At 72.8% G+C, this 22,723-nt stretch carries 25 protein-coding genes; 8 read left to right on the top strand and 17 right to left on the bottom strand.

What is annotated here, in order from left to right; genetic code table 11:
• Positions 1-11: 11 nt before the first annotated feature.
• Complete coding sequence (locus IEX42_RS01015) at positions 12-1,274, bottom strand: Nramp family divalent metal transporter (protein ID WP_188777428.1); 1,263 nt, start codon at positions 1,272-1,274, stop codon at positions 12-14.
• Between the two features lie 165 nt (positions 1,275-1,439).
• On the opposite strand from IEX42_RS01015, the gene IEX42_RS01010 reads away from it, so the two are divergent.
• Complete coding sequence (locus tag IEX42_RS01010; RefSeq protein WP_188777426.1) at positions 1,440-2,072, top strand: hypothetical protein; 633 nt, start codon at positions 1,440-1,442, stop codon at positions 2,070-2,072.
• A gap of 10 nt (positions 2,073-2,082) precedes the next feature.
• Here IEX42_RS01010 and IEX42_RS01005 read toward each other — a convergent pair whose 3' ends face one another.
• From IEX42_RS01005 to trpC, 5 genes are all read right to left on the bottom strand, one after another.
• Entirely contained in the window at positions 2,083-2,979 is an 897-nt protein-coding gene (locus IEX42_RS01005; RefSeq protein WP_188777424.1) for a haloalkane dehalogenase, read from the bottom strand.
• A gap of 178 nt (positions 2,980-3,157) precedes the next feature.
• A complete protein-coding gene (gene lgt / locus IEX42_RS01000; protein ID WP_308422188.1) occupies positions 3,158-4,096 on the bottom strand; it encodes a prolipoprotein diacylglyceryl transferase in 939 nt (312 codons plus the stop codon).
• Complete coding sequence (trpA, locus tag IEX42_RS00995; protein ID WP_188777422.1) at positions 4,089-4,886, bottom strand: tryptophan synthase subunit alpha; 798 nt, start codon at positions 4,884-4,886, stop codon at positions 4,089-4,091. Before trpA ends, lgt begins: the two co-directional genes overlap by 8 nt.
• Before the next feature lie 7 nt (positions 4,887-4,893).
• Positions 4,894-6,141, bottom strand: a complete 1,248-nt coding sequence (trpB, locus tag IEX42_RS00990) for a tryptophan synthase subunit beta (RefSeq protein ID WP_188777421.1) — start codon at positions 6,139-6,141, stop codon at positions 4,894-4,896.
• Entirely contained in the window at positions 6,138-6,944 is an 807-nt protein-coding gene (gene trpC, locus IEX42_RS00985; protein WP_188777419.1) for an indole-3-glycerol phosphate synthase TrpC, read from the bottom strand. Before trpC ends, trpB begins: the two co-directional genes overlap by 4 nt.
• A 117-nt stretch (positions 6,945-7,061) precedes the next feature.
• Here trpC and hisI point away from each other — a divergent pair, with 117 nt between their 5' ends.
• From hisI to IEX42_RS00970, 3 genes are read left to right on the top strand one after another with little or no spacing between them, the layout of a single operon-like run.
• On the top strand, positions 7,062-7,403 hold the full coding sequence (gene hisI / locus IEX42_RS00980; RefSeq protein ID WP_229660482.1) for a phosphoribosyl-AMP cyclohydrolase: 342 nt from the start codon (positions 7,062-7,064) through the stop codon (positions 7,401-7,403).
• The gene (locus IEX42_RS00975; RefSeq protein WP_188777417.1) at positions 7,396-8,040 is read left to right on the top strand and encodes a Trp biosynthesis-associated membrane protein; all 645 of its coding nucleotides are present in this window, start codon (positions 7,396-7,398) and stop codon (positions 8,038-8,040) included. Before hisI ends, IEX42_RS00975 begins: the two co-directional genes overlap by 8 nt.
• Before the next feature lie 44 nt (positions 8,041-8,084).
• A complete protein-coding gene (locus IEX42_RS00970) occupies positions 8,085-8,309 on the top strand; it encodes an HGxxPAAW family protein (RefSeq protein ID WP_188777416.1) in 225 nt (74 codons plus the stop codon).
• Between the two features lie 15 nt (positions 8,310-8,324).
• Here the strand turns inward: IEX42_RS00970 and IEX42_RS00965 are convergent, their stop codons facing one another.
• Entirely contained in the window at positions 8,325-10,124 is a 1,800-nt protein-coding gene (locus IEX42_RS00965; protein WP_188777414.1) for an ABC transporter ATP-binding protein, read from the bottom strand.
• The gene (locus IEX42_RS00960) at positions 10,121-11,956 is read right to left on the bottom strand and encodes an ABC transporter ATP-binding protein (RefSeq protein ID WP_229660481.1); all 1,836 of its coding nucleotides are present in this window, start codon (positions 11,954-11,956) and stop codon (positions 10,121-10,123) included. Before IEX42_RS00960 ends, IEX42_RS00965 begins: the two co-directional genes overlap by 4 nt.
• 59 nt (positions 11,957-12,015) lie before the next feature.
• On the opposite strand from IEX42_RS00960, the gene IEX42_RS00955 reads away from it, so the two are divergent.
• Complete coding sequence (locus IEX42_RS00955) at positions 12,016-12,660, top strand: TIGR03085 family metal-binding protein (protein ID WP_188777412.1); 645 nt, start codon at positions 12,016-12,018, stop codon at positions 12,658-12,660.
• Positions 12,661-12,688: 28 nt separating this feature from the next.
• On the opposite strand, the gene IEX42_RS00950 is transcribed toward IEX42_RS00955, so the two are convergent.
• From IEX42_RS00950 to IEX42_RS00925, 6 genes are all read right to left on the bottom strand, one after another.
• Positions 12,689-13,573, bottom strand: a complete 885-nt coding sequence (locus tag IEX42_RS00950; protein WP_188777410.1) for an SH3 domain-containing protein — start codon at positions 13,571-13,573, stop codon at positions 12,689-12,691.
• A 163-nt stretch (positions 13,574-13,736) separates the two neighbouring features.
• Positions 13,737-14,906 carry a tRNA dihydrouridine synthase DusB gene (gene dusB / locus IEX42_RS00945; protein WP_268236415.1) on the bottom strand — a complete coding sequence of 390 codons (1,170 nt, stop codon included), beginning with the start codon at positions 14,904-14,906 and terminating at the stop codon, positions 13,737-13,739.
• Between the two features lie 43 nt (positions 14,907-14,949).
• Positions 14,950-15,606 carry a hypothetical protein gene (locus tag IEX42_RS00940; protein WP_188777408.1) on the bottom strand — a complete coding sequence of 219 codons (657 nt, stop codon included), beginning with the start codon at positions 15,604-15,606 and terminating at the stop codon, positions 14,950-14,952.
• A gap of 71 nt (positions 15,607-15,677) precedes the next feature.
• A complete protein-coding gene (locus IEX42_RS00935; protein ID WP_188777406.1) occupies positions 15,678-17,075 on the bottom strand; it encodes a glycine--tRNA ligase in 1,398 nt (465 codons plus the stop codon).
• Between the two features lie 48 nt (positions 17,076-17,123).
• Positions 17,124-17,750 (bottom strand): maleylpyruvate isomerase family mycothiol-dependent enzyme, encoded by a 627-nt coding sequence (locus IEX42_RS00930; RefSeq protein WP_188777404.1) that lies wholly within the window; start codon positions 17,748-17,750, stop codon positions 17,124-17,126.
• Positions 17,747-18,055, bottom strand: a complete 309-nt coding sequence (locus IEX42_RS00925; protein ID WP_188777382.1) for an antibiotic biosynthesis monooxygenase family protein — start codon at positions 18,053-18,055, stop codon at positions 17,747-17,749. Before IEX42_RS00925 ends, IEX42_RS00930 begins: the two co-directional genes overlap by 4 nt.
• Before the next feature lie 23 nt (positions 18,056-18,078).
• On the opposite strand from IEX42_RS00925, the gene IEX42_RS00920 reads away from it, so the two are divergent.
• Entirely contained in the window at positions 18,079-18,729 is a 651-nt protein-coding gene (locus IEX42_RS00920) for a CatA-like O-acetyltransferase (RefSeq protein ID WP_188777380.1), read from the top strand.
• On the opposite strand, the gene IEX42_RS00915 is transcribed toward IEX42_RS00920, so the two are convergent.
• The 3 genes from IEX42_RS00915 to IEX42_RS00905 are packed head-to-tail and all read right to left on the bottom strand — an operon-like array spanning position 18,719 to position 21,389.
• Entirely contained in the window at positions 18,719-19,618 is a 900-nt protein-coding gene (locus tag IEX42_RS00915; RefSeq protein WP_188777378.1) for a metal ABC transporter permease, read from the bottom strand. The two genes, IEX42_RS00920 and IEX42_RS00915, sit on opposite strands and share 11 nt — an antisense overlap.
• Complete coding sequence (locus tag IEX42_RS00910) at positions 19,615-20,472, bottom strand: metal ABC transporter ATP-binding protein (RefSeq protein WP_188777376.1); 858 nt, start codon at positions 20,470-20,472, stop codon at positions 19,615-19,617. The genes IEX42_RS00915 and IEX42_RS00910 overlap by 4 nt, the downstream gene beginning before the upstream one ends.
• Before the next feature lie 8 nt (positions 20,473-20,480).
• Positions 20,481-21,389 carry a metal ABC transporter solute-binding protein, Zn/Mn family gene (locus IEX42_RS00905; RefSeq protein WP_188777374.1) on the bottom strand — a complete coding sequence of 303 codons (909 nt, stop codon included), beginning with the start codon at positions 21,387-21,389 and terminating at the stop codon, positions 20,481-20,483.
• Positions 21,390-21,460: 71 nt separating this feature from the next.
• Between IEX42_RS00905 and IEX42_RS00900 the strand changes: the two genes are divergently transcribed.
• On the top strand, positions 21,461-21,865 hold the full coding sequence (locus tag IEX42_RS00900) for a Fur family transcriptional regulator (RefSeq protein WP_188777372.1): 405 nt from the start codon (positions 21,461-21,463) through the stop codon (positions 21,863-21,865).
• 71 nt (positions 21,866-21,936) lie between these two features.
• Entirely contained in the window at positions 21,937-22,698 is a 762-nt protein-coding gene (locus IEX42_RS00895) for an isoprenyl transferase (protein WP_188777370.1), read from the top strand.
• The last annotated feature ends 25 nt before the right edge of the window (positions 22,699-22,723 follow it).

The raw sequence follows: 22,723 nt of genomic DNA, 5'->3' as shown, positions 1-22,723 counted from the left end.
GTGGCGGGCGCTCAGGCCCCGGCGATCGCCTTCGCCACCTCGTTGACGGCGAGGGCGGCGAACGCCACCGCGCACAGGACCATCGCGATGTTGGAGGGCAGCTTGTTGCGCCACTCGCGCGGCACCCGGTCGGTGTTGAGGATCCACAGCAGGGTGACGGCCAGGAAGGGCATGAAGAAGGCCCCGAGGACGCCGTACGCCAAGATCAGCGCGACCGGCTTGCCGAGGTAGATCAAGATGATCGGCGGCACGGTGAGCCACACGATGTACGCCTTGTAGTACCGCCCGCCCGCGGCCGCCGCCTGCGGCCCCTCCTGACGCGCGTGGGCGACGAAGTCGGCAAACATCAGGCTGACGCCGTTCCACACGCCGAGCAGCGAGCTCATCGCTGCGGCGAAGAACCCGACGAGGAAGACCGTGCCGGTGACGGAGCCGTACCGGTCCTCGAGCACGTTCGACAGGTCGAGCAGCCCCTCGTCGCCGGTCGCGACCGCGATCCGGGCGGAGTACAGCAGCTCGGCGCCGACGATCAGGGTGGCGAGGACGAAGATGCCGGTCACGACGTACGCGACGGTGTTGTCGATCCGCATCACCCGCATGAACCGAGGCGTGCTCCAGCCCTTCTCCCGCAGCCAGTAGCCGTACGCCGCCAGGGTGATGGTCCCGCCGACGCCGCCGGCGACGCTCAGCACGTTGACCAGCGCACCATCGGGGATCCGTGGCACCAGCCCGCCCACCATGTCGGGCAGGTTCGGCAGGGTCACCACGGCAGCGCCGACCATCGTGACGAACATCAGGAGGACGAGGACACCGAGCACCTTCTCGAAGATCCCGTAGCGCCCGGTCCACACCAGGGCTGCGCCGAGGAGCCCGCAGACGACGCCCCACGCCTTGACGCCGAGGAACGGCAGCAGCGCGTGCAGGGCGAGCCCGGTGCCGGCCATCGCTGCGGCGCCGTAGACGATGCCCCAGATCGTGATGTACGGCCCGAAGTACCACGAGGTCCAGCGCCCCAGCGTGGCCCAGCCCTCGAAGATCGTCCGCCCGGTCGCCAGGCTGTAGCGGCCCGCGCCCTCGACGAGCACGATCTTCATCACGCAGCCGAGCACGACGGCCCAGAGCAGCGCGTAGCCGTACTTGCTGCCGGCGACGAGGGTGGCGACCAGGTCGGCGGCGCCGACGCCGGTCGCGGCCACGACCAGGCCGGGACCGAGGAGTCTCCACCGGGGTGGTGCTCCCCCGTCGACGTCGCGCTGGTCGGTACGGCTGCTCATGGTCCCTCCCTGGGCCCTGGGCGGTCGGAGCTCCATGTGATCACAGCCACTCCCCCCGCAGGACGACGCGCGCCGGAGGACTCCCTGCGAAACGTCTACGCGCTCGCCACTGATCGTCTACGTTTCCCTCGCCCGCACCGTCCGGGCCCGAATCCAGGAGATCTCATGCGCACCCGTCGTACGCCCCTCGCCCTCGCCGCTGCCGGCGTCCTCGCCCTGCTCGCACCCACCGCGCCCGCGCTCGCCGCCCGCCACACCACGGTCGACCGGCAGCACGACGTCCAGCACGTCGAGACGAGCTTCGACGACGCGAGCGGCCCGGCGCCCGCCGTCGACCCGGCGCAGGCCGAGGGCGACGTGACCGCGCTGCGCGTCGTCCACGGTCCGCACCGGGTGCGGATGGTCATGCAGTACGCCGCCCTGAGCCGCCCCTCGGGCAGCCAGGACGCGTTCCACGCCTTCCGCCTGAAGACGCCGGGGCACCGCTACTACGACCTGTTCCTGGACGCCCACCGCGGCCGGCCGCAGGGCGAGCGCGACTTCTCCCACGCCTACCGGTTCTCCCCCGTCCGCTGCAAGGGCCTGCGCACCCACATCGACTACGCCCGAGACAGCGTCACCGCGAGCATCCCGCGCTCGTGCCTGGGCAACCCCCGCTGGGTGCGGGTCGGTGGCGCGGCGGCCACCTTCGCCGTCGACGTCGACGCCGAGACCTTCAGCGGGTACCTGGACGACGCCAGCCTGCCGGGTCAGCTGCGGGACTACATCAAGCTCGGCCCGCGGGTGCGCCGCGGCTGACCACGCGCGGTCAGGCCGTCGCGACGAGCTCCACCACTGCGGCGGCGAGCTCCGGCCCCGCGTCCTCCTGCAGGAAGTGGCCGGCACCGGTGATCGTCGGGTGCTCGCGCCCGTGTGCGCCGGGCAGCGCGCGGCGCAGCACCGGACCCATCGCCGCGGTGATCGGGTCGGAGTCGGAGAAGGCGACCAGCACCGGGAGGTCGCTACCGGTCAGCGTCGCCCAGGCACGCCGGTTGTCCTCGCTGGCCGGGTCGTCGGGGACGTACGGCACCAGGCCGGGCATCGCGCGCGGGCCCGCCTTGAAGGACTCGTCCGGGAACGGTGCGTCGTACGCGGCGCGCGCCACGGGGTCCAGACCTCGTGCGCACCCGGAGGCGACCAGGCGTCCGACGTCGAGGTCGGCCGCGCCCTGGACGGCCCGGCGGAAGCGGTGCCAGACCTCCGGCATGTCGTGGTCGCCGGTCGGCAGCCCCGTGTTGGCGGCGACGACGCGGGCGAAGCGGTCCGGGTGCTCGGCGACGAGGCGGAGCCCGATCAGCCCGCCCCAGTCCTGGCCGACGAGCGTGACGTCACGCAGGTCGAGCACGTCGAAGGCCAGCGCTCGTACCCACTCGACGTGCGCGGCGTACGAGTGGTCCTCGCGCCGCGCAGGCTTGTCCGAGCGGCCGAAGCCGACGAGGTCCGGCGCCACGGCACGCATGCCCGCCTCGGCGAGCACCGGGAGCATCGAGCGGTAGAGGTACGACCACGACGGCTCACCGTGCAGCAGCAGGACCACCGGGCCGTCCGCAGGTCCGGCCTCGACCCACGCCATCCTTACGCCGTCGGCCAGCTCCGCGTAGTGCGGCTCGTACGGGAAGTCCGCCAGGCGGGAGAAGCGGTCCTCGGGCGTGCGCAGCAGATCCATCTCGCGACCGTACGCCGGGCCTCGACGCGCTCGCTGGCGCTCGCTGCTCGACCACCCGTGGCCACCGACCGGCACGCACCTCACCGGGCCCCGACGCGCTGGACCACCGGGTGGTCGAGCCCGACCGAGCGCCAGCGAGGGAGGACGTCGAGACCACGCAGCGGCGGGCCGTGATCGACTAGCGGGTCTCTTCGCGGGTGGACCGGTCGTCGGCCTTCTCGTCGGCCTTCTCGTCGGTCTCGACGGCGGACCCGTTCTTCTCGAGCCACGCCTCCCGTCGCTCCGGGTCGTACGGCGAGTCCTCGCGCGGTCCGTGCCGGCCGGCGCGCACGACGTACCCCAGCGCCAGCAGGAACAGCAGGATCGACATCCAGACGCCCCAGCGCAGCCCGAGCACGTCGTTGAGCTCGATGGTGTCGATGCGGAGCATCTCGATCCAGCTCCGCCCGGCGCAGTACCACATGACGTACAGCGCGAAGACCCGTCCGTGGCCGAGGAGGAACCGCCGGGCCAGCCAGATGATCAGCACCATCCCGACCACGTTCCACAGCGCCTCGTAGAGGAAGGTCGGGTGGAAGGTGGCGTAGTCGCCGAAGCCCGGGGGCCGCTTCTCCGGCGAGATCTCCAGCCCCCACGGGAGCGTTGTCGGCCGGCCGAACAGCTCCTGGTTGAAGTAGTTGCCGAACCGGCCGATCGCCTGGGCGAGGAGGAGGCCGGGCGCGAGCGCGTCGGCCAGCACCGCCAGCCGGATCCCGCGACGGCGGGCGGCGATCCAGGCGCCCAGCGCGCCGAGCGCGATAGCCCCCCAGATGCCGAGACCGCCGTTCCAGATGTAGAGCGCCTCGACGGGGTGCCGGCCGGTCCCGAAGTACAGGTCGTGGTCGGTGATCACGTGGTAGAGCCGCCCGCCGACCAGGCCGAACGGCACCGCCCAGATCGCGACGTCCGACATCTCGCCGGGCCGCCCGCCGCGAGCGACGAAGCGGCGCTCGCCGACCCAGATCGCGGCGACGACGCCGGCGATGATGCACAGCGCGTAGGCCCGGATCGGCAGCGGTCCGAGGTGCCAGACCCCCTCGCTCGGGCTCGGGATGAACAGCGGCGTCAGGTCAGGCACGGCGTACTCCTCGGGCGAGGTCCTCGGTCAGTGCACGCAGGGCGTCCAGGCCCGCGCGGCGGTCGGTGCCGGCGTCGAGCAGCGTGCGGACGAAGGCGGAGCCGACGATGACGGCGTCGGCGTAGGCAGCGACCTCGGCGGCCTGGTCGGCGTTCGAGATCCCCAGCCCGACCCCGATCGGCAGGTCGGTCGCAGCGCGGGTCCGCTCGACCAGCGGCCCGGCCAGCGTCGGGGCACTCGAGCGGGCACCGGTCACCCCCATCACCGCGGTGGCGTAGACGAAGCCCCGGCAGCTCGCCACGGTCATCGCCAGCCGCTCGGGCGTCGAGGACGGAGCGACGAGGAAGATCTTGTCCAGGTCGCGCGCGTCGGCCGCCTCGAGCCAGGGGCCCGCCTCGTCGGGCGTGATGTCAGGCGTGATCAGTCCGGCCCCGCCGGCGTCGTCGAGGGCGGCGGCGAAGCGCTCCACGCCGTACCTCTCCACGGGGTTCCAGGCCGTCATCACCACGGTCGGCGCCCCGGTGGCCGCGACCGCCTCCACGGTCCGCAGCACGTCGGTGGTGCGCGAACCGCCCTCCAGCGCCTGCTGCACCGCCGCCTGCACGGTCGGCCCGTCCATCACCGGGTCGGAGTAGGGCAGGCCGACCTCGATCACGTCGCACCCGGCCTCGACCATCACCTGCAACGCGTCGATCGACCCCTCGGCGTCGGGGAAGCCGGCCGGGAGGTACCCGACCAGGGCGGCACGATCGTCGGCCCGCGCCTTCTCGAAGGCGACCGAGACGCTCACGGGGTGATCACTGCTCCTGCTCCGTCGGCTCGTCCGTGGCCTCGGCGTCGCCGAGCCCGAACCACTCCAGCGCGGTGGCCATGTCCTTGTCCCCGCGGCCGGAGAGGTTGACCAGGATCGTCTGCCCGGGACGCTCCTTCGCGAGGTTCATCGCGCCCGCCACGGCGTGCGCGGACTCGATCGCGGGGATGATCCCCTCGGTCCGCGACAGCAGCCGCATCGCCTCCATCGCCTCGGTGTCGGTGACGGGGACGTACGACGCGCGGCCGGTCCGGGCGAGGTGCGCGTGCTGAGGTCCGACCCCGGGGTAGTCCAGCCCCGCCGAGATCGAGTGCGACTCCAGGGTCTGGCCGTCCTCGTCCTGCAGGACGTAGGTACGCGCGCCGTGCAGCACCCCGACGTCACCGGCCCAGATCGTGGCCGCGTGCCGGTCGGTGTCGACGCCGTCCCCGCCGGGCTCGTAGCCGTAGAGCGCCACGTCGGGGTCGTCGACGAAGCCGGCGAACAGCCCGATCGCGTTGGACCCACCGCCGACGCAGGCGGCGACCGCCTCGGGCAGCGCACCGGTCAGCTCCAGGCACTGGCGCCTCGCCTCGTCACCGATGCCGCGGACGAAGGAGAGAACCAGGCTCGGGAAGGGGTGCGGTCCGGCCGCGGTGCCGAACAGGTAAGCCGTGTGGTCGACCGAGGCGACCCAGTCGCGCAGCGCCTCGTTGATGGCGTCCTTGAGCGTCCGCGACCCACTCGTCACCGGCACGACCTCGGCGCCGAGCAGCTGCATCCGCGCGACGTTGAGCGCCTGGCGCTCGGTGTCGACCTCGCCCATGTAGACGGTGCAGTCCAGGCCGAGGTACGCCGCCGCGGTCGCCGAGGCGACCCCGTGCTGGCCGGCACCGGTCTCGGCGATCACGCGCTTCTTGCCCATCCGCTTGGTCAGCAGCGCCTGGCCGAGGACGTTGCGGATCTTGTGGGCGCCCGTGTGGTTGAGGTCCTCGCGCTTGAGCAGGATCCGGGCGCCGGCGCGCTCGGAGAGCCGCTCGGCGTCGTACAACATGCTCGGCGTGCCGGCGTAGTCGCGCAGCAGACGCTCGAAGTCGGCGATGAAGACCGGGTCGAGGACCGCCTTCTGCCAGGCGGTGTCGAGCTCGTCCAGCGCGGCGACGAGCGCCTCGGGCATGAACCGGCCGCCGAAGTCGCCGTAGTGGCCGGTCTCGTCGGGGCCGTAGCCCGGCCTGATCTCGTGCGCGGTGCTCATCGGCTCACCTCCTCCTCGTGTCGGGTACGGACCGCGCGCATCGCGCGTACGGCCGCCTCGGGCTCACCGCCGATCACCAGCGCCTCGCCGACCAGGCACACGTCGGCGCCCTCGGCGGCGTACCGCTCGACGTCGGCGACGCCGGTGATGCCCGACTCGGCCACGCGGACCCGGTCCCGCGGGATGCCCGAGGCGAGCCGCCCGAAGGTCTCGGGGTGGACCTCGAGGGTCTTGAGGTTGCGCGAGTTGACGCCGATCACCTCGGCACCGAGCGCGACCGCGCGCTCGGTCTCCGCCTCGTCGTGGACCTCCACCAGCACCGTCAGCCCGAGGTCCGTCGCCACGGCGTACAGCCGGTCCAGCTCGTCCCCGGGGAGGGCGGAGACGATCAGCAGCGCCAGGTCGGCGCCTGCCTCGCGAGCCTCCAGCAGCTGGTACTCGGTGACCACGAAGTCCTTGCGCAGCAGGGGCGTCTCGACCATCGCGCGCACCGCGCGCAGGTCGGCCAGCGACCCGCCGAAGCGGCGCTGCTCGGTCAGCACGCTGATGGCGGCGGCGCCCCCGGCGGCGTACGACGACGCCAGGACCGACGGGTCGGGGATCTCGGCGAGGTGCCCCTTGCTGGGCGAGCGCCGCTTGACCTCGGCGATCACCGCCATCTCGGGCGAGCGGAAGGCCGGCACCGGGTCGCGGGGTCGGGGCGTGGCGAGAGCGCGCTCGCGCAGCGCGGACTCGGGCAGCTCGGCCTCGCGGACGGCGAGGTCCTCGCGCACGCCGGCGACGATGTCGTCGAGCACGGACATGGCGGCAGACCTCACAGGCGCAGGGACGGGACGCTCCCAGCGTCTCACGCACTGCCGAGGCGCCCCCGGCCAGCACCTCCGGGCCCGGTCCGCGGCGGCTCGCGGATACTGGGTCGGGTGAGCACCCTCGACCCGGGCGTCGCCGAGCGACTGACCCTCAACGACCAGGGACTGCTGCCCGCGATCGTGCAGCAGCACGACACCGGCGAGGTGCTGATGCTCGCCTGGATGGACGCCGAGGCGCTGCGCCGCACCCTGGACACCGGGCGCGGGACGTACTGGTCGCGCTCGCGCCGGGAGTACTGGGTCAAGGGCGAGACCTCCGGGCACACGCAGCGTGTGGTCGAGGTGAGGCTGGACTGCGACGGCGACACGGTCCTGGTCAAGGTCGACCAGACCGGCCCGGCCTGCCACACCGGCACCCGTACCTGCTTCGACGACGGAGCCATCGGTGGCTGAGGCGCGACGCCGGTCCGGCTCGTTCGGCCGGCTCGTGGTCGCCGGCGTCGCCTCGGCCGCCCTGCTCGCGCTGGCCTCGGCGAAGGTGTGGGTGGACCACGACCTGCGCGTCGACGGACGTACGGTCGCGGACGCCCCCGGCGCGACCACCGACGTCGGCACGCTCCCGCTCGCCGGCGCGCTCGGCCTGCTGCTGCTCGCGGCCTGGGGCGTCCTCCTGGTGACCCGTGGCCGGGTGCGCCGAGGGATCGGTGTCGTCGCCGTTCTCGTCTCGCTGGGGCTGGTCGCCTGCGTGGTGGCCGGGTGGACCTCCCTCCCGGACGACGTGCGCGGGTCGGTGGAGACCCAGACCGGCCCGGGCTACGACCTGAGCCTGCGACGGACCGGGTGGTACTGGGTCGCCGCCGTCACCTCCGTGCTCTCGACCGCCGTCACCGCGGTCTCCGTGGTCGTGATGCCGCGCTGGCCGGAGATGGGTCGCCGGTACGACGCCCCCGCCACCGCGGCCGCCTCGGCCCGGGTCCCGTCGCCGGAGGACCCCGACGCCGATCCGCTGGCGATGTGGAAGGCGATCGAGGCCGGCGCCGACCCCACCGACCCCGGGTCCGCCGGACCCTCGCGCGGCGACGCGACCTAGACTTCGCAGCGCCCGACCCCAGCCCGCCACACCCGAGGAGCACCATGGCCGACAACCACGGCAACACCATCGCCGCCTGGACCGCGGTCACCATCGCGACCCTCGGCTTCGTGGTCGGTGGGATCGGGCTGATGGCGTACAGCTGGATCACCTTCTGGATCGGCGTCGCCCTGCTGCCGATCGGCGCCGTCGCCGGCATCGTGCTCGCCAAGGCCGGCTACGGAGCCCCGAAGAACGCGCTGAAGAGCCGCCAGCCCGCCGGTCACTGAGGTCCGGCGCCCGCCTCAGGCGACGGGTGCGCGTCCCTGGCTGACCCAGGAGGCGTGCAGCCTGCCGTAGACCCCGCCCTGCTCGACGAGCGCGGCGTGCGGCCCGCGCTGCACGACGCGGCCGGCGTCGAAGACCAGCACCTCGTCGGCCTGCTCGGCCGTGCTGAGCCGGTGCGCGATGGTCACCGAGGTGCGTCCCCGCATCACGCGCTCGAGCGCACGCCCGATCCTCGTCTCCAGCTCGGGGTCCACCGCCGAGGTCGCCTCGTCGAGGACCAGCAGGTCGGGATCGGCCAGGTGCGCGCGCACCAGCGCGACGAGCTGCCGCTCGCCCGCGCTGAGCGACTCACCACGCTGCCCGACCCGGGTGTGCACCCCGTCGGGCAGGCCGGCCAGCCAGTCGCCGAGCCCGAGGTGCGCCGCAGCCTGGCGCACGTCGTCCTCGGTGGCGTCGGCGCGTCCGTAGCGGACGTTGGCCAGCAGGGTCGAGTCGAAGAGGAACCCCTCCTGCGGCACCATCACCACCCGCCGGCGCAGCGTCGCGAAGGACACCCCGCGCAGGTCGACCCCACCGAGGCGTACGACGCCGGACGTCGGGTCCATCAGGCGGGTGAGCAGCTTGGCGAAGGTGGTCTTGCCGGACCCCGTCTCGCCGACGACCGCCACACGGCTGCCCGGCGCGATCGCCTCGTCGACGTCGCTCAGCACCGGCGGGCCGCCGGGGTAGGCGTACGCGACGTCGTCGAAGACGATCTCGAGCGCTCCGCCGGACAGCGCCGTGCCCCGCTCTCCCGGGTCCTCGAGGTCGGCCGGTGTGTCCAGGATGCCGATCACCCGACGCCAGCCCGCGATGGCGTTCTGGGCGTCGGTGAGCACCTGCGTGCCGTTCTGCACCGGACCGACGAACAGCGTCACCAGGAACGCGAAGGCCAGCACCTCGCCCGAGGAGAGGCCCCCGGCCAGACCGAGCAGCACCCCGACCACGATCACGCCCGCGTTGGCCAGGCCCGACGACAGCCCGCCGAGGGAGAAGGTGACCGCGGTGAGGCTCTGCGCCTTGGTGTAGGCGCGCTGGGTGCGGTCGACGGCGGTGTCGATCCGCTCCTGGGTCCGGTCCTCGATGGCGTGGGTACGCACCACCGCCGCGCCGACGACCGGCTCGGAGATCGCCGAGAGCATGGCGCCGACCTGGCGGCGGACGTAGCCGTACGCCGACGAGAGCCGCCGCTGGAAGTGGCGCAGCGAGAGGAACAGCGGCACGAAGCACAGCCACACCACGAGGGTCAGCTGCCACGAGTAGGCGAGCATCACGACCGTCGCGACACTCACCTGCAGCACCGAGACGACCGCGACGATCCCCCCGAAGACGAGGAACTGCGAGACCTGGTCGACGTCGCTGGTGACCCGGGACACCAGCGCGCCCCGCCGCTCGGTGCTCTGGGTCAGCACGGGCAGGTCGTGGACGTGCCGGAACGCCTTGGTGCGCAGCGTCGCCAGCCCACGCTCGGCCGCGGTGAACAGCCGCGCCGTCATGAAGTACGACGACACGCCCGTCACCAGCACGGCCAGCGCGGCGACCAGGCCCATGCGCACGACGAAGCCGACGTCGACGGCACCGCCGTCGCCTCCGCCCAGTCCGCGGTCCAGCGTCTGCTGCACCGCGATGGGGACGACGACCCGGCCGAGTGCGCCGAGGACGGCGAGGAGCAGCGTGATCTTGAGACCGGCGCCGAGCTCCGGGGAGTGCCGGAACCCGCTGCGGATCGTCTCGATCGCGCCGCGCTCCTCGCCGCTGTCGACCGCCGTCGTGCTCATCGGGCGCCCACCTCCTCGGCCTCGTAGGCGTTGACCAACCGCGCGTAGTCGGCATTGCGGACCAGCAGCTCCTCGTGCGTGCCCCGGTCCACGATCCGGCCACCGGCCAGGAACGCGACCTCGTCGGCGAGCGCGATGGTCGCCTTGCGGTACGCGACCAGCACCATCGTGGCGGGCGCCTCGCCGCGGCTCTCGCGCATGGCCGCGAGGATCCGCTGCTCGACCTCGGGGTCGACGGCTGACGTCGCGTCGTCCATCACGAGCAGGCGAGGGCGGCGCACGAGGGCCCGAGCCAGCGAGAGCCGCTGCCGCTGACCGCCGGAGAGCGTGGTGCCGCGCTCGCCCAGCGGCGTGTCCAGGGCCTGCGGGAGACGACGTACGAAGTCCTCCGCCTGGGCGGTGCGCAGCGCCTCCCAGACCGCGGCGTCGGGCACGTCCGCGCCAAGGGTGACGTTGCCGCGCACGGTGTCGTCGAAGAGGAAGGCGCTCTGCGGGACCAGCGCGGCGTGCTCGGCCAGGGCCCCGGGGGCGAGGTCACGCAGGTCGTGCCCGTCGAGGCGGACGACCCCTTCGTCGGGGTCGACCAGCCGCATCAGCAGCGTCGTGAGCGTGCTCTTCCCGCTGGCGGTGGCGCCGACGACCGCGAGCGTACGACCCGGCTCGACGACCAGGTCGAGCCCGCCGAGCACCGGCTCGCCGCCGTCGTGGGCGTAGCCGAGTCCGCTCACGCCGAGGTGGGCGCCGTACGGCTCCTGGGACGGCCGGGTGGCGCCGTACTGCTGCGACAGCGTCTCGTCCAGGACCCGGTGGACGCGCTCGTAGCCCACGACGCTGCGCGGGAACTCCCCGACCAGCCAGCCGATCGAGCGGACCGGGAAGGCCACGATGGTCAGCAGGTAGGCGATGGTCACGATCTCACCGGCCTGCGCCGCGCCGGTCTCCACCCTGGCGACGCCGAGGGCGAGCACGCCGAGGATGGCCAGGTTGGGCAGGGCCTCGAGGACCGGGTCGAAGGCCGCCCTGATCCGCCCGGCGCGTACGCCGAGGTCGCGCAGGGTGGACGCCTGCGCCCAGAACCGCTCGGTCTCCTCGGCCTCGCGACCCAGGGTCTTGACCACGAGCGCTCCGTCGAAGGACTCGTGGGCCGTCTCGGAGAGGTCGGCGCGGGTGGACTGGATGCGAGTGATCAGGGGCGAGGACAACCGCTGGTAGACGACGTTGGCCACGATCACCAGCGGGAAGACGACCAGTCCGACCACGGCCGTCGGGCGGTCCGCCAGCAGCATCTGCACCACCGCGACCACCATCATCGCGATCGTGCCGACCGCCATCGGCAGCGGCGCGATCGGCGCCCAGGCCGCCTCGACGTCGGAGTTGGCGTTGGAGAGCAGCTGCCCGGTCGGGTGGCGCTGGTGCCACGACATCGGGAGGGAGAGGTACTGCCGGGTGACCTCGCGGCGGTACGCCGCCTGCATCCGGTACTGCATGATGCCCGCACCCAGCCGGCGCGCGACGATGCCGACCGCACGCAGCAGCGCGACCCCGACGAACAGCGCGACGACCGCCACGAGGACCCCGCCGCCCACCTCGCCGTCACGGAAGGCGGGCAGCACCGCGTGGTCGGTGGCCCAGCCGAGAACCCATGCGTCGGCGACGGTCAGCGCGCCGAAGAGCACCGACCCGAGGGTCGAGAGGGTGAAGATCCAGGGCTCGCGCCGGATCGCGACCCCGAGCACGCGCAGGCCGTCACGCAGCGATGAGGCACCGGCCGCGGCCAACGAGTCGACGGAGCCGTCCCGGGTCTGCGGGGTGTCCGGCGCCGACGTACTCACAACTGCGCCAAGGTAGTCGAGCGGGCCGACTATTCCCGGCGACGATAGCGTCGGCAGGCATGAGCAGCTTCGTGGACGCCGAGCGGCACCGGCTCGGCCGGTCGGCCCTGGACGCCGGTGCGGACGCACCCACGCTGTGCGGCGACTGGACGGTCCACGACCTCCTCGTGCACCTCGTCGTCCGCGAGGGCGACCTGCTGGCCATGCCGGGCATCGCGATCGGGCCGCTGTGGTTCCTCACCGACAGGGCGATGCGCCGCCACGCCGGCGACCCGCTGCCCGACCTCGTGGAGAGGCTGTCCGTGCCCCCGCTGTGGTCGCCGTTCCGGCTGCCCGTCGTCGACCGGACGGCCAACACCCTCGAGCTCGTCGTGCACCACGAGGACGTCCGTCGTGCCGCGGCGTCGTGGGAACCGCGCACCCTCGCCGCCCACGAGCAGCGCGAGGTCTGGCGGGCGCTCGGCATGGCCGGGGTCGGTCTCGTGCGCCCCGCCGGGGTGCCGGTGCGGATCTCGTGGCCCGGGCAGGGGTCGGGGTCGGACCGCGTGCGCACGCTGCGTCGCGGCGACGAGCCGGTGACGGTCAGCGGCGAGCCGGTCGAGCTCGCGATGTTCCTCTTCGGGCGGGACCAGCACCGGGGCCTGACCTTCGAGGGCCCCGACGCGCGGGTCGCCGCGCTGCGCGAGGCGTCGCTGGGTTTCTGAGCCGGCGTACGGGGTCTCGACGTCGGGGCTAGTTCACCGAGACGTGGACGTGGTCGTAGTGGTTGGCCGTCGCGGAGCCGCGGTCCGGCATCGAGCGCCAGCCCTCGCTGGCGCGGACCGGGGTCCAGATGCGCTGGCGGTAGATCACGTCGTACAGGTCCAGCTCGGCGGCGTGCGCCTTGAGGAACTCCGCCACCCGGTCGCCGAGCGCCTGGTCGCTGAGCATGATGTCGATCGCCTTCCCGCTGCTGTGCTCGCCGTGGGCGTCGTAGCCGAGGTAGGTCGAGATCTCCGGGAAGTTGTTGCAGACGGCGCGGTGCACCTTGACGGCAGCGTCGGTCAGCCCCGACTCCACGTCGGAGCCGCTCGGGCAGGCGCCGTCGCTGACGCCCATGGAGGACCCTTCCTCGGCGGCCGAGAGCTGCGGGCGCTTCTTCGAGAGGTACTCCCCCGTCACCCAGCGCCGCTCACCCTTGTAGGCGATCTCGGAGAACTGGCCCTCGTCGACCCCGGTGTAGGTGACCTTGGTGCCCGGCTCGAGCTCCTCCACCGTCTTCGCGCCCGCGGCGGGACGCACCCGGACGTCGAGCGAGTCGGTCGTGAAGCGGGTCAGCTTCTGGCGCTGCGGGGCGCTGGAGACCTTCACGGCCGTGGCGACCCGGTCGGTCGACCTGGTGATCTGCTCGCTGCGCACCCGGTCGCTGGTGTCCGCGACCTGCCGGGCCGCGTCGCCGACGGAGGACTCGAGGTTCACCCCGTCGCTGCTGCTGGCGCTCGGCGCGGCGGCCACGGAGCTGAGGACCCCGACCCCGACCGCACCTGCGGTCAGGACGGGAGCGGTGACCACGGCGGCGCGTACGGCCAGTGGCTTGTCGTGCTTCTCGGGGCGTTCGAGGCGGTGTCGTCCGGTCATGAGCTGAGGGGCGTCCCTGACTGTCGGTGCGAGGTGGGGGCGGCCCGCACGGCCGAGGAGTGGGCCTCGTCGGCGGGCATCACGACACCTTCCCGGGTCGGCGCCGCCGAATCAAGGAGAACGGGACAGGTGTCCGCGATGTCCGCCGCAAGCGTGAGCAAGATCACCCACCGGAGGTCTCCGCGGCGTCCTCGACCAGTGCGCCGTCGGCCAGGTGCGAGCCGTCGGCCTCGTCGAGCCAGCCCTCCGGCAGGGCGACGCCCTTGCGCGGCCCACCCTGCCGGCCCCGCGGGGCGCCGAGGATCTGCGTCGGGAACGGCTCCTCGGGGTCGAGCTCGCCGAGGAGCGCGTCGAGCTCGGCCAGCGTCGAGGTCAGCGCGAGCGCGTGCCTCAGCGGACCACCGGCAGAGAATCCCTTGAGGTACCACGTGACGTGCTTGCGCATCTCCTTGCAGCCGCGCTCCTCCCCCATGTGACGGCAGAGCAGCTCGGCGTGGCGGCGCAGCATCGCCGCGACCTCGCCGAGCCGCGGCAGCGTCGCCACCTCCTGGCCGGCGAAGGCGGCGGCGAGGTCGCGGAACAGCCACGGCCGTCCCAGGCACCCGCGCCCGACCACGACGCCCACCGCGCCCGTCCGCTCGACCATCGCCAGCGCGTCGGAGGCCTCCCAGATGTCGCCGTTGCCCAGGACCGGGATGTCGACGTGCGCGACGAGCTCGGCAATCGAGTCCCAGTCCGCCACGCCCGAGTAGCCCTGCAGGGCGGTCCGCCCGTGCAGCGCGATCGCGGCGACACCGGACTCCTGGGCGATCCGTCCCGCGTCGAGGTGGGTCAGGTGGTCCTCGTCGATGCCCTTGCGGGTCTTCATCGTCACCGGGACGTCGTACGGCGCGGCGGCGGCGACCGCCCGGTCGAGGATCCGACCGAGCAGGCCGCGCTTCCACGGCAGCGCCGCGCCGCCGCCCTTGCGGGTCACCTTGGGCACCGGGCAGCCGAAGTTGAGGTCGACGTGGGCGACGCCGTACTCCTCGCAGAGGATCCGCGTCGCCTCACCGACGCACGTCGGGTCGGTGCCGTAGAGCTGCACCGAGCGGGTGGTCTCGGCCTCGTCGAAGGCCAGCATCGCGCGAGTCGTGGGGTCGCCCTCGACCAGGCCGCGGCTGGTGATCATCTCGCAGACGAACAGTCCCTCCGGACCCTGGGCGCGCATCTGGTCCAGGCACAGCCGGCGGTACGCCGCGTTGGTGATCCCGGCCATCGGGGCCAGCACCACCGGGCTCTCGACCTCGAGCGCGCCCAGGCGCAGGCCGGCGGCGGCGAGTGTCGCGGTCACACGTGTCTCCTGACGACTCGGGTACGGACCCGACCAGTCTGCCTCAGCGAACGGGCGAGACGCTCACCCGAGGTGACGCCGAGGCACTCGGCGACGCGGCGCCGGCCCGCCAGGTGATCGGGTCCCCGGTGGCCGGCTGGAAGCCGATCCTCACGGCGGTCGTCCCCGGCGGGAGCAGGTAGACCAGGCAGGTCGCCGTCGTCGCACCCTGGGCGAACGGGACCGGCAGGGCGGCCGGGGGCCCCGAGGACCGGCACTGCTTCGGCGCGGTCGTGAAGCCCGAGGGCGTCACCGACGACCCGTCGGAGCCGAGCGCCGCCAGAGGGACTGCGGCCCGGCCCACGTCGCCCGAGCCGAGGTTGGCCACCGTCACGTCGGCGTAGTACGGCGTGGCCAGGCGGGCGCGGTCGTCGAGGGCGTACGCCGCCAGGTCCGCGGGCTTGCCCTTGCGCAGGGCGGTGACCGTCAGCTTCAGCGTCGTACGCCGGTCGGCGTTCTGGGTGAAGCCCACGGTCGCCGGCTGGCCGAGCCGGAGCTGCGTCCCGGCGGGGGTGAGCGTGAGTCCGGGCGGAGGGGCGACGGTGGTCGTCGGGACCGGGTCGGCACTGCTCGGGCGGGGTACGGGTGCCCCCTCGCGCTCGGCGGAGCAGCCGGTCAGGAGCAGGAGCAGGACGGCGCCCGCCGCGACACCTCGGGTCATGCGGGCATCCTGCCCGCTCGCCGCCCCTCAGGACTCGCGAACGCGCCGGTCAGCAGACCGGCGGCAGCGGCTCAGCAGCCCACGAGACGCTGCGCCAGCCAGCCCTGCACCTGGTCCAGGGCGACCCGCTCCTGGCTCATCGTGTCGCGCTCGCGGACGGTGACCGCCTGGTCGTCGAGGGTGTCGAAGTCGACGGTGAGGCAGAACGGGGTGCCGATCTCGTCCTGACGGCGGTAGCGGCGACCGATCGCCCCGGAGTCGTCGAACTCGACGTTCCACGCTCCGCGCAGCTGCTGCGCGAGGTCCTTGGCCTTCGGCGTGAGGTCGGCGTTGCGGCTCAGCGGGAGCACCGCGACCTTGACCGGCGCGAGGCGCGCGTCGAGGCGCAGCACGGTGCGTACGTCCACACCGCCCTTGGTGTTGGGCGCCTCGTCCTCGGTCCATGCGTCGATGAGGAACGCCATCATGCTGCGGGTCAGACCGGCCGCCGGCTCGATGACGTACGGCAGGTAGCGCTCGCCGGAGGCCTGGTCGAAGTACGACAGGTCCTGCCCGGAGTACTCCGAGTGCTGCTTGAGGTCGAAGTCCGTGCGGTTGGCGATCCCCTCGAGCTCCTCGAAGTCGCGCCCGGAGAAGCCGAAGCGGTACTCGATGTCGACGGTGCGCTTGGAGTAGTGCGAGAGCTTCTCCGCCGGGTGCTCGAAGTGACGCAGGTTGTCGGGGTTGATGCCGAGGTCGGTGTACCAGCGGGTCCGCTCGTCGATCCAGTACTGGTGGATCTCCTCGTCCTCGCCGGGCTTGCAGAAGTACTCCATCTCCATCTGCTCGAACTCGCGGGTGCGGAAGATGAAGTTGCCCGGCGTGATCTCGTTGCGGAAGCTCTTGCCGATCTGGCCGATGCCGAACGGCGGCTTCTTGCGCGTGCTGGTGAGGACGTTCTGGAAGTCCAGGAAGATCCCCTGAGCGGTCTCGGGGCGCAGGTAGTGGATGCCGGAGTCGTCCTCGACCACGCCGAGGTGGGTCTTGAGCATCATCTGGAAGTTGCGCGGCTCGGTCCACGCCCCGCGGGTGCCGCAGTTGGGGCACGCGATCAGGTCGAGGTCGACGGTGTCCGGGTCGTCGATCCCCTTCTTCGTCGCGTAGTCCTCCTGCATGTGGTCGGCGCGGAATCGCTTGTGGCAGGACTGGCACTCGGTCAGCGGGTCCGTGAACGTCTCCAGGTGGCCGGAGGCCTCCCAGGTCCGGGTCGGGAGGATGACGCTGGAGTCCAGACCGACGACGTCCTCGCGGGAGGTGACCATGAAGCGCCACCACTGGCGCTTGATGTTCTCCTTCAGCTCCACGCCCAGGGGCCCGTAGTCCCACGCGCTGCGGGTACCGCCGTAGATCTCGCCCGCCGGGAACACGAACCCGCGCCGCTTGGCGAGGTTGACGACGTTGTCGAGCGCGGACGGGGGCTTCTTGGCCACGGCGGGAGAGCTCCTGGGGTGAGGCGGGGTGAGTACGAAGTCGCCAGCCTAGGGCGCCAGGGCGGCCGCGATCACATCGGTTCCGGGGCCCTCCAGGCCCGAGAGCGCGTGACGTCGTCCGCACAGCGCGAGGACCAGGTCGTACGACGTCCCGCGCAGCGCGGCGCCGCTCCCCCAGGCCACGTCGGCGTCGGTCGCCTCGACCCGCAGCCCGGCGACCCGCTTCCTGGGCGCGAACCCGATCGCGCCACCCTCGAGGAACCGCAGGGCCTCGGCGGCGTACCCGACCGGCGGGACCCAGGCGGCGTCGAGCGGGACCCGCATGTCAGCGCCGTGGACCTGCAGGTCGACGAACTGGCCGTGGACGCCGACGAACGGCAGATCGAGCTTCTTCTCGGCGTGCGTGCGGATCAGGTCCTGCGGCCGGTCCGCCCCGAAGCGGCGCGCGAACGCGGTGTTGGCGCGGTGCGGGTTGAAGCCGCTGCGGGCGACCTGCACGAACATCGCCGGCACGCTCACCGCCCCGGCCTGGGCGAGGTGCCCGGCCACCTCGCGCACCCGCCAGCCCGCACACAGCGACGGGTGGTCGAGCTGGTCGTCGCTCAGCGTGTCCAGCCAGTCCGCGGTCTCCAGGCGCATCGCCGTCGTAGCGGAGAGGATCGCCTCAGGTGTCATGTCTCGCGTGCTCCTGCCGTGTTGAGGGGGCCGTCGAGGGACTCGTACGCCGACGGCTCGTCGAGCGCCCGGGAGAGCAGCGGCACGGCGTGCAGCTTGACGTCGTACGACGACAGCGAGCGGCGGTAGCTGCCCACGTCCGCCCACCGGGTGACCATCGTCCACAGCGTGGGGTCGTCCACGTTGCGCCCCAGCCGGCCGTCCTCGAAGCCGGGCCGCTGCGCCAGCGTGGCCAGTGCGGTCTCGAGGTCGTCGCGGAAGGCGAGGTCGTCCTCGGCGACGCGGAAGCGGTTCACGACCAGCACGACCGCGATCCTAGGCTGCGCACGTGGACCGCCCTGAACCGATCGACCAGAGCACCTGGGCCCGCACCGAGCACTTCCGGCACTACCGCGAGGTGGTGCCGTGCACCTTCGCGATCACCGTCGAGGTCGACGTGACGGCGCTGAGGACCGCGGTCCGCGACTCGGGCCGCAACGCCTACGCCGCGCAGGTCTGGGCCCTGGCGAGCGTGGTCGACCGCCATCGCGAGCTGCGGATGACCCTCCTCGACGGCCGCCCGGCGACGTGGCCGAGGGTCGACCCGTCGTTCACCGTGCTCAACCCCGAGCGCGAGACGTTCTGTGCCGTCTGGACGCCGTACGACCCGGACTTCGCGACGTTCCACGAACAGGCGAGCGGGCTGCTCGCCGAGCACCGGCACGCGACGACGATGTTCCCGCAGGGCACGAAGCCGGCCCACACGTTCGACGTGTCGAGCCTGCCGTGGACCTCGTTCACCGCGTTCAGCCTGCAGGTCGCCGTCGGCGACCACTTCCTGCCGATCTTCACCCTCGGCAGGTACGTCGAGCGCGACGGCCGCACCCTGCTCCCGGTGGCGCTGCAGGTGCACCACGCCGCCACCGACGGGCTGCACGCCGGTCGCGCGCTGGAGGACCTGCGGTCGCTCGTGGGCGACCCGGAGTGGGTCAGGTCGTAGCGGGTTCCGCCACCCGCGAGCTCGGCGCGAGCGCTCGGGCGCGCGACCAGCCGTGCCGCTGGCGCCAGGCGCCGACACCCGCGCAGACGACGAAGATCGCGAACGACAGCGTCGTGACGTACGGCGTGATCGGCAGCCGGCTGCCGGTCGCCAGCAGGATGCCGCCGACCATCGCGGTGAACCCGAAGGCCGAGCTGAGCGCCACGACGACCCGGGGGTTGGCGGAGACCCGGAAGGCCGCTGCGGCCGGGGTGCAGATGATGCTGAGCACCAGCAGCGCACCGATGGTCTGCACCGAGATCGCGACCGCGAGGCCGAGCAGGACCATGAAGGCGATCGACAGCGCACGGACGGGCACGCCGCGGGCCGCGGCCACCTCGGGATCGGTGCTGGCGAAGACCAGAGGCCGCCAGAGCACCAGCATCCCGACCGCGACCACGGCCCCGCTGACCAGCATCGCCGTCAGCTGGGGGTCGTCGACGGAGACGATCTGCCCGATGAGGAGACCGAACTTGTTCGCGGCCCGCCCGTCGTACAGCGAGAGGAACAAGATGCCCAGGCCGAGGCCGAAGGGCATCAGCACGCCGACGATCGAGCTGCGGCTGCGCGCGCTCGCCCCGAGCACGCCGATCAGCAGCGCGGCGACGACCGACCCGGCCAGCGCGCCGGCGACCACGCCCGCGCCGATCAGCAGGGCGCCGGTCGCGCCGGCGAAGGACAGCTCGGAGATCCCGTGCACCGCGAACGGCAGGTCGCGCATCATCACGATGCTGCTGACCATCCCGCCGACCAGGCCGAGGACGGCTCCGGCGAGCAGCGAGTTCGCCACCAGCGGCAGCAGCGCGCCGTAGTCGCGGAAGTCGAAGAGCTGGCCCCAGACGTCGCTCACCGGGCCACGTCCTCGTCCTCGTGCACGCAGGGCGCGGCGTGGTGCTCGACGTGGTGGGGCGCGCCGGCGACGAGCACCTGGTCGCCGTGGCGGAGGACCTCGACGCGGGTGCCGTACAGCGCGCTCAGCGCCTCGCTGTTGAGCACCTCGTCGACCGTGCCGATCCGGAACCGGCCGCCGGCGAGGTAGAGCACGCGGTCGACGTACGGCAGCACCGGGTTGATCTCGTGGGTCACGAACAGCACCGCGGTGCCGTGCTCGCGCCGGCGCCGGTCGACCAGCTCGGTCACCGTGCGCTGGCTGCTCTGGTCGAGGGAGAGCAGCGGCTCGTCGCACAGCAGCAGCGACGGGTCGCCGACCAGCGCCTGCGCGACCCGGGCGCGCTGCTGCTCGCCGCCGGAGAGCAGGCTGAGCGGCATGTCGGCGTACGCCGAGGCGCCGACCTGCGCGAGCGCCGCGTCCACCCGGTCCCAGCGCACCCGTCCGGGGCGGCCGATGCCCCACCGGTGACCGTCGAGCCCCTGGCGGACGAGGTCGCGGACCCGCAGCGGGGTGTGGGAGTCGATCCGGCGCTGCTGGGGGACGTAGCCGATGCTCGCGTCACCGCGTCGCGGCGCGTGCCCGGCCACCTGCATCGTGCCCGCGCTCAGCTGCTGCAGCCCGAGGACCGCGCGCAGCAGGCTGGTCTTGCCGGTGCCGTTGCCGCCGAGCACGGCGACCAGCTCGCCGGGACGGACCTGGAGGTCGAGACCGCTCCACAGCGTGCGGGAGCCGTACGACAAGGAGGCGTCACGCAGCTCCAGGACAGGGTCGGCCACGGCCACCTCCTCGCGATCGGCGACCGGACGCGCCATGGCGACGCTCATCGGCCCAGCGCCGACTGTACGGCGGCGATGTTGGCCTTCATCCAGGTCAGGTAGTCCTTCCCCGCCGGCAGCGTCTCGGTCACGGGCACGACCGGCACGTCCGCGGCCCTGGCCGCCTTCAGCACGGCCTGCGTCTGCGGGCCGCTGGTCTGCTCGTTGTAGACCAGCGCGCGGACCGACTTGTCGCTGAACAGGTCGAGGGTCTGCTTGAGCACGGCCGGCGAGACGTCGGTGTCCTCCTCGATCGCCTCGCTGAACTCGGCGGGCGTCTCGTTCTCCAGCCCCGCGGCCTCGAGGAGGTAGCCGGGGACCGGCTCCGTGATCGCCACGCCCTCGCCAGCGTGCTGCTGCTTGATCGCGGCCTCGGCGCGCTCCAGACCGTCGAGCTTGCGGGTGAAGGCCTTCGTGTTCGCGTCGTAGGCGGCTCCGTCGTCCGGGTCGGCCTCCGTCAGCGCCTCGCAGACCTTCTCGGCCACCGCTGCGGCGGTGGGGAGGTCGTACCAGACGTGCTCGTTGAGCTCGCCTCCCGAGGGCGCCTTCTTGCCCGAGATCTCGACCGCGTCGAGGACGGTCGCCTTCGAGTCGGCGTTCTTCAGCATCGAGCCCATGAAGTCGTCGTAGCCGCCGCCGTTCTCGACCACCACGTCGGCACGCGAGAGCGCGAGCTGGGTGCGCGTGCTCGCCTCGTACGTGTGCGGGTCCTTCGACGGGTCGTCGATGATCGAGGTCACCTCGACGCCGTCGACGTCGCCGACGACCTGCTCGGCCACGCTCCCCCACACGTCGGTGCTGGCGACGAGGCGAACGGTCCCGTCGTCGGCGCTGTCCTGTGACCCGCAGGCGGTCAGGGCGCCTGCGGCGAGGAGAGCGAGGGCGGCAAGGGCGGGGGTGCGCGTGGTGGGCATGGCTGCACTCTGCCATTAATGAGAACGGTTCCCAAATCCGTTCCTCGTCCCGAGCCGCTATCCTCGTCTCCGTGAGCCCGCAGCAGACCCGTACCCGCGCCACCGCGCAGGGCGCCGCCGTCCGCGACGCGTTGCGCGCCGAGGACGGCTTCCGCAGCGCCCAGTCGGTGTACGCCGTCCTTCGTGCCGACGGGCAGAAGATCGGGCTCTCGACGGTCTACCGCCACCTGCAGGCCTTCACCGACGACGGCGTCGTCGACGTGATCCACAACCCCGACGGTGAGACGGTCTACCGCTTCTGCGGCGACACACCGGGCGGGCACCACCACCACGTCGTGTGCCGCTCCTGCGGGCGCGCCGAGGAGGTCGAGGGCTCCGCCGTCGAGCGCTGGGCGGAGCAGACCGCCGCCAAGGCCGGCTTCGTCGACGTCGACCACACCGTCGAGGTCTTCGGGCTCTGCCCCGACTGCGCCTGAGGCCCGCGCGGCGCTGGCTGCCGTCGTCGAGACGCTGCGCTGCGGCGCCAGAGCCGCGCTAACCTCGCGCGGTGCCACGCCGTACGCCACGCCCACCGACGCCGCACCCCTCGGGCGAACGGCCCCCGGAGCTGCCGAGCGAGCTGGTGCCCGCGCACGTCGCGATCATCATGGACGGCAACGGGCGGTGGGCCAAGCAACGCGGCCTGCCCCGCACGGCCGGGCACACCGAGGGCGAGAGCAGCCTGTTCGACGTCGTCGAAGGGGCGATCGAGATCGGCGTGAAGGCGATCTCGGCCTACGCGTTCTCGACCGAGAACTGGGCCCGCTCCCCCGCCGAGGTGAAGTTCCTGATGGGCTTCAACCGGGACGTGATCCGGCGCCGCCGCGACGAGATGCACGAGCTCGGCGTCCGCGTGCGCTGGGCGGGCCGCGCGCCCCGGCTGTGGCGCTCGGTGATCAAGGAGCTGCAGGTCGCCGAGGAGCTGACGAAGGACAACGACGTCCTGACCCTCACGATGTGCGTGAACTACGGCGGCCGCGCCGAGCTCGCCGACGCGGCGGACCGGATGGTCGCCGACGCCCGGGCGGGCCGGCTCAAGCGGGTCGACGAGCGGACGTTCGCCAAGTACCTCTACGTCCCCGACCTGCCTGACGCCGACATGGTGTGGCGGACCTCGGGCGAGCAGCGCCTGTCCAACTACATGCTCTGGCAGGCGGCGTACTCCGAGATGGTCTTCACCGACGTGCTGTGGCCCGACGTGGACCGGCGCGACCTGTGGCGGGCGGTCACGACGTACGCCGAGCGGGACCGCAGGTACGGCTCCGCGTGAGCCTGCCGCCGTCCTCGTCGGAGGG

The sequence above is a fragment of the Marmoricola endophyticus genome (genome assembly GCF_014644415.1).
GTDB classification, from domain to species: domain Bacteria; phylum Actinomycetota; class Actinomycetes; order Propionibacteriales; family Nocardioidaceae; genus Marmoricola; species Marmoricola endophyticus.
This window is presented reverse-complemented; position numbering and strand designations above follow the sequence as displayed.